This is a genomic window from Nonomuraea sp. NPDC052129, assembly GCF_040680095.1.
Lineage (GTDB): Bacteria > Actinomycetota > Actinomycetes > Streptosporangiales > Streptosporangiaceae > Nonomuraea.
Genome location: NZ_JBFAVX010000010.1, coordinates 205178 through 218982 on the forward strand (window position 1 = coordinate 205178; position 13805 = coordinate 218982).

The window sequence follows — 13805 nt, forward strand, 5'->3', positions numbered from 1 at the left end:
TCAGATCGCGAGCGGAAGAAGTGATGTCAGCAAACAAGCAACGTCCTGACGACCAGCCGGAGTTATCCGACGGCGGCAACAGCGGCAGACAATTCCCAGCAGACGTCGTCGTGCCAGAGCTCTCTCGCAGAACCTTTCTGGGGAGCAGCCTCGGAGCCATGGCAGTGGCCTCGCTGCCCTGGGCCGGCGCCTCCATCCCGACGTCATGGCAGTGGGCTCTTCTCGGCAGGCCCGGCCCTGGGGTGACGTACGGGATCGGTGCGGTGGCGGTCCAGGACACGACAGTCTCGACGGCCTCCCGTCCTTTCGTATTCGTGCGAGGGGATGACAGTCATCTGTGGATTCTCTGGAAAAACCCCGCTGACATCTGGGAATGGGTCGACCAAGGGGGAAAGGTCGACCGACCCGTTGGTGTCATCGCCCTCGACGACGATCCGAAAGGGAATCGACCATACGCGTTCGTCGTGCGAGATGGACATCTCTGGGTGCGCTGGTGGAACGGCATAACTTGGATCTGGTCCGATCAGGGGCAGCCGGCGAGCGTCGACGTTCTCAATGGCCTCGGCGCGGTGACGGTCGCGCTGAAGCGGACGCTGGATCTCGCCCCCTTCGCCGTCGTAACCGGCAGCGACGGCAATGCGTGGGTGAACTGGTGGAACGTGTCGTCCTGGAACTGGTACAACATGGGTTCGCCCGGCGTCGCGATCGCCTCCTCGATAGGAGTTCTCGCCGTCCCGGACGAGAGAACCGGCGAGGAGAGCCTGCAGGTCTATGTGTGGGGCGGCGACAGGCAGCTGTGGCTCGGTGTCACGGACATGGTGTCCACGCGATGGACCGCCCTTGGTGGGCCTCGCTACCCCGCGGTGATCAGTGGATCGGCCGGTGCGGCGAACATCATGAGCACCTCGGAGGAGCTCCCGCAGCCCTGCTGCTTCGTTCTGAGCGCATCAACCGGCGACCTCTGGGCCTGTCAGGACGGCACCTGGCTCAACATGGGCGCCCCGCCGAGTGACCACAACGCCAATATCGGTTTGGGTGCGATAAGCGTCCTGGACATGAACAACGGCTCCCAATACGCACGGGTCTTCGTGACCGACGGCAACAACTCCGTCTGGGCCTGTCGGTGGGACGGCACCAATCCGGTCTGGGAGGATCACGGGAATCCGACTGGCCATACCATCGACGCGGGCATCGGCATCACCAACACACAGACCTCGCCTGCGGCAGCTTGGCTGCCCCATGCCTTCATGCGAACCACAGACGGGCTCGTATGCGAGAACTGGCAGCAATAGGGCCCGTCGCCGGATATCGCTCAGGTCTTCAAAGCAAGGCTGCCTGCCTCAGGGGCTGGGGCGCGTCCGCTACGAGGGAATGACGTAGGCGTTGGTGCTGGACCGGCCGGTGCCGTTCACGGCGGTGATGTAGAGGAACGGCCGGCGGGGATCGACGTCGGTGGGCGTGGTGAAGGGGACCCAGGCGGCACCCGCCTCGTCCGGGCCCTGGGCGACGGTCACCGTCTTCATCCCCGCCCCGGCCCGAGCGTACTGGACCTTGATCGTCCCGCCCGCGAGGTTGCGGCCGGTGATCGCGATCCCGGCCGCGTTCCTGGTCGCCCCGACGACGAGCGGCGCGTTCCACGAGGCGTGGAGGTCGTCGCTCAACGACGGGGTCATCCAGTTGAGCCGGCAGGTCAGGAACGGGTCCCAGCCGTAGGAGATCACCTTGGTCACGGCCGCGCCGGCCGCCATGACCTGGGCGTCGAGCCGTTTCTTCGTCGTCCGGCCGCGTAGCGGCAGTGGGTCGGCCCGGCCGCACTCGCCGTCCACCGGGGCGGGCTCGAAGGCCTCCGCGTTCATCCACAGCTCCACCCCAGGCGGCCGGGACCGCGCCGCCGCCTGGAGGTAGTCGTAGGTCGAGCCGTAGTACGCCTGCCGGTTGGTGACGTCTCCCACCATCGGCACCAGCCGGCGATCGACCTTGGCGTCCACCTCGTCGCGGCCGTACACGGGCACCTTGCCCGTCCCGCGCCCGTCCTGCACAGCGACGATCATGGGCGCGCCGTGCGCGGTGGCGGCGATGGCGAGCAGCCCTGGCCCCACCCGCTCGGGCGGGAAGCCCTTGTCCCTGCGCGCGTCGAAGTAGGGACTGACCAGGATCTTCTTCCCCGGCAGCGTTGCGGCCACCACGGTGTGCTGGGCCTGGTACAGGTCGATGGTCGGATCGGCGCTGGGCCGCGACTTCACCGCCAGCTCGAACGACTGGTACACCCCGGCGAACGCCGCCGACGCCCCGTACCTGCCCCGGTAGTCCGTCAGCACCCGCTCGGTGAACGCGGTCACGGCGCCGAGGTGCGTGAGGTCGGGCAGCCACGGCCGCTTGACGTCCTGCGGCGCGGCGGGCAGCCCGGGGAACACCTTCATCCCGTACGCGGCCGCCTCCGCCATCAGGTTGCCCAGCCCGTCGCCGTCGGTGGCGATCAGCACGAGGTCGTACGGGCCGCGTGAGCAGGATCTGCCCAGCAGCAGCCGGTAGTAGACCCGCTCACCGCTCTCGATCCGCCGGTCCAGGCCCGGACACCGCAGCAGACCGTCGCCGAACAGCTCGTTCGCCGCGTAGCCGTAGACCCGGCGGATGCGCGGAACCGCCTCCCGAGCGGCCCGGTAGCACGTCTTCCCGTTCTCGACGCAGCCGGTGAAGTCGGGGTCGGGCCCGCCCTCCTTCAGCAGCCGTCCCGCCCGGTCGACCCGGCTGGGCGCCAGACGCGGGCCGAACGTGATGAGCGTGTCGCCGCCGACCCCGTGGATCGCCTCCACGGTCCGCCGCGTGACGCACGGGTCCGAGCGGGGCACCAACCAGTAACCAGTGATCGCGTACGGCGCGTCGACGCGCGTGTCCCGAGCCGGACACCCCGCGTCGACCGGCGTCACGGCAGAGGTTGTCGTGGCAGGCGTTGTCGTGGCAGAGGTCGTCGCAGCGGGTGTCACAACAAGCGTCGGAGAAAGTGCCGTGGCCTCGGCCCGCGTCCCAGGAACGACGGTGGCGACCAGCACCGTCACAGCCGCGAACCCGCGCAGGATCCACCCGGATACCACATGACCTCCTCGCGCGAGTGTCCGCTCGCGGCCAGAACGGTCGTACCCGTTAGATCACCCGATGCACCTTATCGTGGCCCGGCCGGACCCCCAGGGCGGCGCGACGAACCCGCCGCCCCAGAGGCACGAGACCGCTCAGGCCACCGGGTCGTCCGCCGGATCGCGGTACGGCGTGGTGAAGGTGTGCATCCCCGACCCGACCTCCACCAGTTCCCCGGACGGCAGGTCGACCTCGGCGGTCGTACCCGACGGGACGGAGACGGTGACCGTGAGGTTGCCGCCTGTCCGGGACCAGGCCACCGCCGCCGGACCGTACGGCGTCTCGTGCTCGGCGGAGGCGTGGGTGAGGCCGGCGCCGGGTCGCGGCGCGACGCGGATGCGGCGGTAGCCGGGCGCGGCGGGGGCCAGGCCGGCGAGCGTGCCGTGCAGGAAGTCGGCGACCGCGCCCAGCGCGTAGTGGTTGAACGAGGTCATCTCACCGGGGTTGACCGAGCCGTCGGGCAGCATGCTGTCCCAGCGCTCCCAGATCGTGGTCGCGCCCATGGTCACCGGGTACAGCCACGAGGGGCATTCGCGCTGCGTCAGCAGCCGGTAGGCCGTGTCGTGCTCGCCTGCCGCGGCCAGGGCGGCGCAGACCAGCGGCGTGCCGACGAAGCCGGTGCCGATGCGGTAGTCGTCCTGGTCCACCAGCTCGGCCAGCCGCTTGCCGGCCCGCGCCCGCTGCTCCGGCGTCTCCGCCAGGCCGAGGTGCAGCGACAGCGCGTAGGCGGTCTGGGTGTCGCTGACCAGGCGGCCCGACGGCGAGAGGTACTCGCGGCGGAAGGCCGCCCGGACGTCGGCGGCCAGCTCACCGTACTTCTTCGCGTCCTCGCCCCGGCCCAGCAGTTCGGCGGTGTCGGCCACGAGTTGCGCGGTCCAGGCGTGGTAGGCGGTGGCGATGAGGTACGGGTCGGTCCTGGCCTTGCCGGGCCGGTCCGGCGGCGCGGCGGGGTCGAGCCAATCGCCGAACTGGAAGCCCTCGTCCCACAGGTGGTCGTCCCCCGCGATGCCGGCGATGTGGTCGACCCACCCCTTCATGCTGTCGTACTGCGCCTCCAGCACCCCGAGGTCGCCGAAGCGCTCGTAGAGCACCCAGGGCACGATCACCGCCGCGTCTCCCCACGCCGCCGTCGGCATGGCGGGGAACTCGAGGCTGACCCACGGGATGTAGTAGGGCACCATGCCCGACTCGTCCTGCTCCGCGGCCAGGTCGGCGAGCCAGGAGCCGAGCGTGCCCGCGCAGTCGTACAGGAAGGCCGCGGTGGGGGCGAAGACCTGGATGTCGCCGGTCCAGCCGAGGCGCTCGTCGCGCTGGGGGCAGTCGGTCGGCAGGTCGACGAAGTTGCCGCGCATGCTCCACACCACGTTGTCGTGCAGGCGCTGGAGCTGCGGGTCCGAGCAGGTGAACCAGCCGGTACGGCGCATGTCGGTGTGGCAGACGACGGCCTGGACGCTGTCGGGGCGCAGCTCGCCCGGCCAGTCGATCACCTCGGCGTAGCGGAAGCCGTGCATGGTGAAGCGCGGCTCCCACTCCTCCTCCGCGCTGCCGGCCAGGGTGTACTCGTCCTGGGCGGCCGCGTTGCGCAGCGGGCGGCGCGACAGGGCGCCGTTCTCCAGGACCTCGGCGTGGAGGAGGGTGACGGTGTGGCCCGCCGGTCCCTGGACGCGGATGCGCAGGCGGCCGGAGATGTTCTGGCCGAAGTCGAGGATCGTCTCGCCGGCCGGGCCTTCGATGACCTCGACGGGGCGCAGCGTCTCGAAGCGGCGGACCGGCGGGCCGGTGGGGGCGACGAGCAGGCCGCGGTCGTGGTCCACGACGTCGGCGGGCAGCCAGGCGCCGTCGTCGAAGCCGGGTGAGGACCAGCCGGCGGGCAGCAGGCGGGCGTCGTACTTCTCGCCGTCGTACAGGCTCGCCGCGAGGACCGGACCGCGCGCGCAGCGCCAGGAGCCGTCGGTGGTCACGACGTCGGTCGAGCCGTCGGTGTAGACGACTTCGAGCTGGGCGATGAGCGCGGTGCGCGAGCCGTACGTCTCGACCCGGCCGTCCTTGAAACCGACGCGGCCGCGGTACCACCCGTCGGCGAGCATCGCGCCGATGGCGTTGTCGCCCTCCGCCAGCAGCGCGGTGACGTCATGCGTGCGGTAGCGCAGGCGGTGGTCGTAGCTCGACCAGCCGGGCGCGAGCACGTCATCGCCCACGACCTGCCCGTTGATCTCCACCTCGTACAGGCCGTGGCCGGTCACGTACAGGCGGGCCCGCTCGACCGGCCCGCGCAGGGCGAAGCCGCGCCTGAGCATGGTCGCGGGCCCGTCCGGCGCGCCGAGCAGCTCGGCGGGCGGCGCCGCCGCCTCCGCGCGCCACTCCTCCGCCTCCAGCAGGCCGGCCTCGACCCAGGTCCACTCGCTCCACTCACTCGCCTCGCCGTCCTGACCGCGGACCCGCACGCGTACGGCCCGGCGCTCCCGCGAGCGCAGGTCGTCACCCGGCCACGGGACCAGCACGGAGTCGGAGCGCCCGGTCGTGGAGACGACCTTGCCCTCCGAGTCGCGGATCTCGACGTCGTAGCCGTGCTGTTGCCAGCCGGGACGGTCGTTACGGACCGTCCAGGACAGCCGTGGCCTGGGTTCGCCGATGCCGAGCGGCTCTCGGTGGTGCTCGAAACGCAGGTCGATGGTCATGCGGCTCCTCTGAGCGTCAGCCCTTGATCGCGCCGGCGGTCATCCCCGCCACGATCTTGCGGTTGAAGAAGATGAAAGCGAGCAGTGGCGGGATCGTGATGAGCACGATGTCCATGAACAGCAGGTTCCACTGCGTGCTGTATTGGCTTTGGAAGTTGTACAGGGTGAGCTGGACGGTGGCGTTCTCGTCACCGGGCAGGAAGTAGAGCGGGTTGACGAAGTCGTTGAAGACGGCGACCGACGTCGTCAGGATGACCGTGATCGTCACCGGCCGGAGCAGCGGGAAGATCACCTTGAAGAACAGCCGGAACCCGGTGCACCCGTCGATCATCGCCGCCTCGTCCAGCTCGCGAGGCACCGCCGCCACAAAAGCGCGATAAAGCAGGACCGAGTACGACATGTGGAAGGCGACTTCGACGAAGATGAGCCCCGGCAGCGTCTTGAACAGGCCGAGAGTCTGGAGCACCCAGATGGTCGGCACGATCGCCGGCGGGATGATCAGCCCGGACAGCACCAGGAAGTTGACCACCGACCGCATGCGGCCCGCCCTGCGCTGCAGCACGAACCCGGCCATGGAGCAGAAGAGGACCAGCAGCGTGACCGCCACGACCGTGAGGATCGTGCTGTTGAGGAAGGCGCGCAGCAGCACGTAGTCGCGCGCCTCGATCACCTCGACGAAGTTCTGGACGATGGGCCAGCTCGTCGGCCAGCCGAAGTCCAGCTCCGCCGACTGGACCTCGTCCTTGACCGCCGTGAGCACCATGAACGAGAACGGCACGATGAAGATGACGACGGCCAGGAGGACCACGACGAGTTCGGGCCCGGATCTGCGCAGCGCCCTCATGCGGCGACCTCCCTGGCGCTCAGGAAGCGAGTGAGCGGCACGACCAGCGCGGTGACCACGATGAACAGGATCACGTTCCCGGCGGTCGACAGGCCGAAGAACCCCGCCTGATACTGCTTGTAGATGATCGAGGCGATGACGTCGCTGGTGAAGCCGGGTCCGCCGCGGGTCATCGTCCAGATGAGGTCGAAGGACCGCAGCCCGCCGATGAAGGACAGGATGATCACCGAGTTGGTGGCGGGCCAGCTCAGCGGCAGCGTCACGAACCTGAACCGGTGCCAGGCGCCGCCGCCGTCGACCGCGACCGCCTGGTAGTAGTCACGCGGGATCGACATCATGCCGGCGATGTAGATGACGGTGGCCAGGCCGACGCCCTTCCAGACGTCCACGAGCGCCACCGACAGCAGCGCGGTGTTGGCGTCGCCGAGCCAGTCGGGGCCCGAGATGCCCACCAGGGCCAGCGCCTTGTTCACCAGCCCGGTGTCGGGCTTGAGCAGCACGCTGAACGTGATGCCGACCGCGACCGTGCTCACCAGCACCGGGAAGAACACCACCGAGCGCAGGAAGCCGCGCAGCTTGATCCGCGAGGTGAGCAGCACGCCGAGCGCCATCCCCAGCACGACCTTCAGCCCGCTGGTGGTCACCGCGTAGATCAGGGTGTTCTGGAAGCCGATCCGCAGGTTCTGCTCGGCGAAGAAGTCGGTGAAGTTCTCCAGCCCCACGAAGGTGCTGTCGAACAGCGTCCACCTGGTCATCGAGAAGTAGAAGGCCATGATCGTCGGAACCAGGAAGACGATCGTGTAGACGAGTCCCGCGGGCACATAGAACAGGTAGGGGTACGGGTTGCCGCCGCGCCCGCCCTTCCCCTTGCGCGCGCGGGCACGCCGCCCGGCCGCCGCGGTGGGCGGCTCGGGCGACGTGGCCGTGCTCGGCCTCGACGAGGTCACCACCCCGCGAGCCCCAGTTGCTTGGCCTGCTTCTCCACGTCCTTGTCGTACTGGGCCGCCCCCTCGGCCGCCGTGGTCAGGCCGGAACCGACCGCGACGGTGATGTTCTCAAGGGACGGGCCCTTGACCGGGGAGACGAACTCCAGCGCGGGCGCGGACGCCTTCTTGTCGAGGTAGCCCTGCAGGTCCTTGGCCACCTGGACCGCGTCATCCGGCAGTTTGGCCCCCTTGATCCGGTACGGTCCGGCCGGCGGGGTGCCCTTGCCAAGGGCGGCCGTACCCTCCGGGGAAGCTATGAAGGCCAGGAACTTCTTGGCGGCGTCGAGGTGCTTGGTCGTCTTGGGGATGTAGGCGGCACTGGGCTCCCAGACCGTGGCGCCGTTCTTGGCGGCGTCGTCACCCGGCAGGCCGAAGAAGCCGACGTCGGTACCCACCTGCGGGAACTTCTTGATGAAGCCGGGCACCACTCCGGTGAGCAGGGGATAGTGCACGCCCTGCCCCTCGGCCAGCAGCTTGATGCCCGCGTCGAGGTTGGCCGAGCCGAAGCCCTTGTTGAGGTACCCCTTGGCGTGCACCTCTTCCAGGCGCTTGAAGCCGGCCAGCGCGGCCGGGGTGGTGGCGTACTTGGCCTTGTTGGCCGTGTAGTCCTGCGCGAAGGTCGGCGAGGCGGCCTGCACGTTGAAGAAGTCCGCGAGCACGAACAGCTGCGAGGTCCAGGTGTCCTTGAACGTGGAGATCACCGGCGTCAGCCCGGCGGCCTTGATCTTGTCGTTGTTGGCCGTGAACTCGGCCCAGCTCTTGGGCACTTGCAGTCCGAGCTTCTCGTAAACCTTGCGGTTGTAGAGGATGCCGCCGCCCGTGGCGGTTCCGGTCGGCACGCCGTACGCCTTCCCGCCCTGGGTGACAACGGGCAGGTACGACTCCTCCACGTTCTTCATGACCGGGTCGCCGGTGAGGTCGACGAGGGTCTGACCGGGGTTGAGGGCCTGGAGCAGGGACCCGGAGTTGTACCAGAAGACGTCGCTCATCTCGCCCGTGGACAGCCGGGTCTTGATGATGTTGTCGCCCTCGGTGCCCGCCGGACGGGTCTCCGACTCGATCTTGATCTTCGGGTTGGCCGCCTCGAAAGCTTGGACGACTGCCTTGGCCCCGTTGACCGTGGCTTCGTTGTTGTCGTAGAGGAAGGAGATCGTGACGCTGCCGTCGGCGGCCGTCGTGCTGCCGGACGAGCCGCATGCCGCCAGGGAAAGGAGGGGGAGGGCGGCGGAGAAGGCCACCCCGAGTCTGTGAAGCGTGGTCTTCATAACACCCCTTGGGGCTCGAAGCTTAAATCGTTTCAATGGCCTCGTTAGGGCGTTAACATAGGCTTTACGTTCGGGGCCGTCAAGGCTCTCCTGCGGTAACGAAACGGAAACGTATCAGCGGCTCCGGGCGCGCCCTCCGCCAGATACTTGCGAATACCCGCCCTGAAGCGAAACGATTCAAGCCTTCAGCGTCGACGACCCGTCCCCTTATCCTGGACGTCCCGACCCGTCTAAGGAGCTCCCATGCACGTCGTCGTCACCGGTGCCCACGGAAAGGTCGGACGTGCGGCCACCCAGGCCCTGCTCGACGCAGGTCACGAGGTGACGGCCGTCGACCTCACCCGCCCGGTCTGGGAGCGGACGGAGCCCGGCGCCCCCCGCTACCAGCAGGCCGACCTGACCGACGCCGGGGCGGCGTACGCGGTGGTCCGCGGCGCCGACGCGGTCGTCCACGCCGCCGCCATCCCCGAGCCCAGCACCAACCCGCCGCACGTGGTCTTCCAGAACAACCTGATGTCCACCTTCAACATGCTGGAGGCGGCGATCAGGTTCGGCGTGACCCGCTTCGTGAACATCTCCAGCGAGACCGTGCCCGGCTTCTTCTTCCCCGAGCGGCCGTTCCTGCCCGACTACGCGCCCGTGGACGAAGAGCACCCGATCCGGCCGCAGGACCCCTACGCCACCGCCAAGCACTTCGGCGAGCAGCTCATGGACGCGGCCGTGCGCCGGTCAGACATCCGATGCGTCTCCATCCGGCCGAGCTGGGTGCAGCACGAGGGCAACTACGAGCGCAATCTGGGCCCGCAGCTCCGCGACGGACAGCCCGGAGCCGGGCTGTGGAGCTACATCGACGTCTACGACCTGGCCGACGCCATCGTGCTGGCCACCGAGTCCGACCTGCCGGGACACGAGGTGTTCTACATCGCCTCGCCCGACAACGTCGGTGGCCACGACTTCGCGACGGCCCTGCGGGAGCACTACGGCGACGCCATCGCGCTGCGGCCGCTCAGTCGTCCGGACGCCTCCGGCATCTCCTGCGCCAAGGCGGTGCGCCTGCTCGGCTGGGCGCCCAAGCGCTCGTGGCGCGACTACCTGGACGAGAACGGCCGGGCGCTCAAGAAGTGACCTTGGTGATGCGCACGGCGTCCGCGATGACGTACCCGGTCGTGGAGGTCCAGCGGCTCACCCCGACCACGTTGTAGGTGCCCGCGCCGAGGGTGTAGGTGCCGAGGGTCCGCCACTGCCCGCCACCCGAACGCTGGTCCACGACCACGGTCTGGTTCCCGCCCGACGCCGCCACGAGATACGGCGTGGCGCTGTTGTAGCCCGCGTTGGCGGCGTACCAGACCTCCACCCGGTAGCTCCCGGCGCTCGGGATGGCCGCCTTGAACCACGCCGGGTCGCTGGCCGCGACGGGGTCGGCGAAGCGGTAGTCGGCGCCGTAGAGCTGCGCCGAGAACGACGAGGTGCCCCAAGAGGAGCTCGCGGCGAACCCGGCGTCGGAGTTGTCGGCCACGACGCTGAACGCCGCCGTGCCCGTCACCACCGCGCCCGCGCTCGGCGCGCTCTCCTGATGCGTTGGGTTCAGCGCGGTCACGTAGTAGGTGTAGCCGCCGGTGGCCGTCGCCGTGGCGTCGGTGAAGGTGGTCTTCCTGGTCGTGCCGAGCAGGTTGCGGGCGTCGGCGTACGCGCACGGATCGGCCGCCGGTTGGGAGCCGTCGACCCGGTAGATCGCGTACGCCGTGGCGCCGCCGCCCTGCCACGAGAGCGCCACGCCGCCCGAGCCCCTGGTCGCCGCCGCGCTCGTGGGAGCCGCCGGTGCGGCGGCGGTGCCGCGGGCGGGCAGCAGGGCGGGCTTGGCGTAGTGGGCGTTGACCAGCGCGGCGATGGCGCCGATCCGGTTCGCCTTGACGTCCTTGGCGCTGAAGTAGATGTCGCCGGCCACCTCGGGGTGCTTCCTGTTGTCGTAGAGGTGGTCGCTGAGCTCGGCGGGATCCTGCCAGGCCGCGTCCTGGCCGCTGGCGCCCGCGCGGTAGGCGGCCTGGCCGACGACCAGCTGGACCCCGGTGCCCCGCACCACGCCCGACCACCAGGCGGTCAGCACCGCGTAGTCCGCCGGGGCGTACCCGATGTTCCAGTAGATCTGCGGCGCGAGGTAGTCGACCCAGCCCTGCTTGACCCAGAGCCTGCTGTCGGCGTAGATCGCGTCGTAGGACTGCAGGCCCGAGGTGCTCGACCCGAGCGGGTCGGTGCTCGCGTTGCGCCAGATGCCGAACGGGCTGACGCCGAAGGAGACCCAGGACTTGGCGGCGTGGATGCGCTGGTCCATCTCGCGCATCAGCTGGTTGACGTTGTCGCGCCGCCAGTCGGCGATGGTGCCGAACCCGCCGCCGTACTGGGCGTACGTCGCGGCGTCCGGGATGGTCTCGCCGCTGACCGGATAGGGGTAGAAGTAGTCGTCGAGGTGCACGCCGTCGAGGTCGTAGCGGGTGACGGCGTCCATGATGGCGTCCTCGATGAAGTCGCGGACCTCCGGGATGCCGGGGTTGTAGTAGAGCTTGCCGCCGTAGGCGAACCGCCAGGCCGGGTGCGTCCGGGCCGGGTGGGTCGCCACCAGCTTGCTCGGGTCGGCGTTGTTGGCGATCCGGTACGGGTTGAACCAGGCGTGAAACTCCAGGTTGCGGGCGTGGGCCTCGGCGACCATGAAGGCCATCGGGTCGTAGCCGGGATCCTTGCCCTGGGTGCCGGTGAGCCACTGTGACCACGGCTCGTACGACGAGGGCCAGAACGCGTCAGCCGTCGGCCTGACCTGCACGAACACGGCGTTCATCCGCTTGGACACGGCCAGGTCCAGCCACGCCCTGAACTCCGCCTGCTGGGCCGCCACGCTCAGCCCCGCGCTGCTCGGCCAGTCGATGTTGGCGACCGAGGAGACCCACATGCCCCGTAACTGCCGCTTGGGCGTCGCGGGATCGGTCACGCACGCCGCCGCCGAGACGGCGGGGGTCGTGGAGGGGACGACGAGAGCGGGAGCGACAAGAGCGGTGAGCACAAGGGGGATCGTGGCCAGGATGGTGCGCAGGGGGTGCGTGGTCACGAAAAGAAGTTTCATCTTCTCCCGAACCGAGCGCAATAGTCTTCAGCCAATCGGGGGGCCCAACTTTCGCGCTCCGGACGAAACGGGCGCGGGCGGAAAGTTTCTTCTAACTCCTCAGTAATGTCAATTATCGACATCTGTCAGGAACCGGCTTACTGTGCAGCCGTCGACCCTTAACGAGGGAGCTCCCATGTCACTCTCCCCCAAGCGATTAACGGCTCTCGTCTCCACGGTCCTCGCCGCTCTCCTGGTCTTCGCCGGCCAGCCCGCCGTCGCGGCCAAGGACACGCCGCTTTCGGACGCCTTCGCCCGCGCCGCCGCGGCCCAGGACGTCCCGCGCGACCTGCTCGTCGCGCTCGCCTACGCCGAGACCCACCTCGACGGCCACAACGGCGAGCCCAGCGCCAGCGGTGGATACGGCGTGATGCACCTGGTCAGCAACCCCACCACGAAGGCGCTGGAGAAGGCGTCCGGGCTCACGGGGCTGCCGGTCAAGAAGCTGCGCGCCGACACCGCGGCCAACATCCTCGGCGGCGCCGCGCTGCTGCGCGCCAACGCCGACGAGCTCGGCCTCGACGAGGCCGCCAGGAAGGACCCCGGCCGCTGGTACGAGGCCGTGGCGAAGTACGGCAACACCGCCTCGCCCCAGCTCGCCCGCCTCTACGCCGACGCCGTCTACGAGCTGCTCGGCCTCGGAATCCAGGCCAAGGACGTACGCGTGGCGCCGCAGGAGGTGACGGCCGACCGCGGTCAGTACGCCGAGACGCGCTCGTTCGGCGCCGCCGAGGCGGCCAGCCCCGACTACCCGGACGCCACCTGGGCGGCCGCCAGCTCCAGCAACTACACCGCTTCCAGCCGCGAGTCGAGCTATGCCATCGACCGGGTGGTCATCCACGTGACGCAGGGCTCCTACGCCGGGACGATCTCCTGGTTCCAGAACCCCAGCGCCCAGGTCTCGGCCCACTATGTGGTCAAGTCGTCCAACGGCGCGATCACCCAGATGGTCCGGGACAAGGACATCGCCTGGCACGCCGGCAACTGGACGTACAACACCAGGTCCATCGGCATCGAGCACGAGGGCTACGTCAGTGAGGCCTCGTGGTTCACCGACGCGATGTACCGGTCCTCGGCCGCGCTGACCAAGTACATCTGCGACAAGTACGGCATCCCGAAGGACCGCAGCCACATCATCGGCCACTCCGAGGTGCCCGGCGCCGACCACACCGACCCGGGGCAGTACTGGAACTGGACCACGTACATGAACTACGTGACCGGTGGCGGCGGCACCCCGACGTGGACCACCACGGTCGACAACACCACCTCCGGCCAGTTCACCGCCAGCGCGAACTGGGGCACCTCCACCTACTCCACCCAGCGCTACGGCGCTGACTACCGGTTCGCCGACCCCGTGGCCGCCAGCGACCCGGCCTGGTACCAGGCGACCATCCCCAGCGCGGGCACCTACCGCGTGGAGGTCTGGTATCCGGACGATCCCGGCTACAACAGCTCCGCGCCGTACATCGTGGCCGCCTCCGGCGGCAACCAGACGGTGTACGTGGACCAACGCTCCGGCGGCGGCAGCTGGAAGAGCCTCGGCACCTTCTCTCTCGCGGCGGGCACCGCCAACGTCGTGGGAGTCAGCCGGTGGACCTCCGGCACCGGCCTCGTCATCGCGGACGCGGTCCGCATCAGCAAGGTCTGACATCTGGTACGGCCCGTGCCCGATCGCGCGGGCCGTACTTGTTCACCGCGGCCAAATAAACATCGATAAATATATGCCCATTCGCTAATAAGTGGACCGAT

Annotated in this window: 9 protein-coding genes; 3 read left to right on the forward strand and 6 right to left on the reverse strand. The window is 69.1% G+C overall.

Annotation, left to right across the window (positions count from 1 at the left end; genetic code table 11):
* Positions 1-158 precede the first annotated feature (158 nt).
* Positions 159-1292 carry a hypothetical protein gene (locus AB0L53_RS23675; RefSeq protein WP_363997462.1) on the forward strand — a complete coding sequence of 378 codons (1134 nt, stop codon included), beginning with the start codon at positions 159-161 and terminating at the stop codon, positions 1290-1292.
* Between the two features lie 69 nt (positions 1293-1361).
* Here the strand turns inward: AB0L53_RS23675 and AB0L53_RS23680 are convergent, their stop codons facing one another.
* The 5 genes from AB0L53_RS23680 to AB0L53_RS23700 form a co-directional block, all read right to left on the reverse strand.
* Entirely contained in the window at positions 1362-2927 is a 1566-nt protein-coding gene (locus AB0L53_RS23680; protein ID WP_363997465.1) for a DUF4434 domain-containing protein, read from the reverse strand.
* Positions 2928-3227: 300 nt separating this feature from the next.
* Positions 3228-5810 (reverse strand): glycoside hydrolase family 78 protein, encoded by a 2583-nt coding sequence (locus AB0L53_RS23685; RefSeq protein WP_363997468.1) that lies wholly within the window; start codon positions 5808-5810, stop codon positions 3228-3230.
* Positions 5811-5826: 16 nt separating this feature from the next.
* Positions 5827-6654, reverse strand: coding sequence for a carbohydrate ABC transporter permease (locus tag AB0L53_RS23690; protein ID WP_363997471.1), 828 nt, complete (start codon positions 6652-6654; stop codon positions 5827-5829).
* Entirely contained in the window at positions 6651-7601 is a 951-nt protein-coding gene (locus AB0L53_RS23695) for a sugar ABC transporter permease (protein WP_358536375.1), read from the reverse strand. The genes AB0L53_RS23690 and AB0L53_RS23695 overlap by 4 nt, the downstream gene beginning before the upstream one ends.
* Positions 7598-8905, reverse strand: coding sequence for an extracellular solute-binding protein (locus tag AB0L53_RS23700; RefSeq protein WP_363997474.1), 1308 nt, complete (start codon positions 8903-8905; stop codon positions 7598-7600). The genes AB0L53_RS23695 and AB0L53_RS23700 overlap by 4 nt, the downstream gene beginning before the upstream one ends.
* Positions 8906-9148: 243 nt before the next feature.
* Here AB0L53_RS23700 and AB0L53_RS23705 point away from each other — a divergent pair, with 243 nt between their 5' ends.
* A complete protein-coding gene (locus tag AB0L53_RS23705; protein WP_363997477.1) occupies positions 9149-10030 on the forward strand; it encodes an NAD(P)-dependent oxidoreductase in 882 nt (293 codons plus the stop codon).
* On the opposite strand, the gene AB0L53_RS23710 is transcribed toward AB0L53_RS23705, so the two are convergent.
* Positions 10020-11957 carry a family 10 glycosylhydrolase gene (locus tag AB0L53_RS23710; protein ID WP_363997754.1) on the reverse strand — a complete coding sequence of 646 codons (1938 nt, stop codon included), beginning with the start codon at positions 11955-11957 and terminating at the stop codon, positions 10020-10022. The genes AB0L53_RS23705 and AB0L53_RS23710 overlap by 11 nt on opposite strands.
* A gap of 235 nt (positions 11958-12192) precedes the next feature.
* Between AB0L53_RS23710 and AB0L53_RS23715 the strand changes: the two genes are divergently transcribed.
* Entirely contained in the window at positions 12193-13704 is a 1512-nt protein-coding gene (locus tag AB0L53_RS23715; protein WP_363997480.1) for an N-acetylmuramoyl-L-alanine amidase, read from the forward strand.
* Positions 13705-13805 lie beyond the last annotated feature (101 nt).

Coding starts and splice junctions, on each gene's coding strand:
- AB0L53_RS23715 (WP_363997480.1), top strand. CDS start 12,193: ATGTCACTCTCCCCCAAGCGATTAACGGCTCTCGTCTCCACGGTCCTC.
- AB0L53_RS23675 (WP_363997462.1), top strand. CDS start 159: ATGGCAGTGGCCTCGCTGCCCTGGGCCGGCGCCTCCATCCCGACGTCA.
- AB0L53_RS23700 (WP_363997474.1), bottom strand. CDS start 8,905: ATGAAGACCACGCTTCACAGACTCGGGGTGGCCTTCTCCGCCGCCCTC.
- AB0L53_RS23690 (WP_363997471.1), bottom strand. CDS start 6,654: ATGAGGGCGCTGCGCAGATCCGGGCCCGAACTCGTCGTGGTCCTCCTG.
- AB0L53_RS23685 (WP_363997468.1), bottom strand. CDS start 5,810: ATGACCATCGACCTGCGTTTCGAGCACCACCGAGAGCCGCTCGGCATC.
- AB0L53_RS23705 (WP_363997477.1), top strand. CDS start 9,149: ATGCACGTCGTCGTCACCGGTGCCCACGGAAAGGTCGGACGTGCGGCC.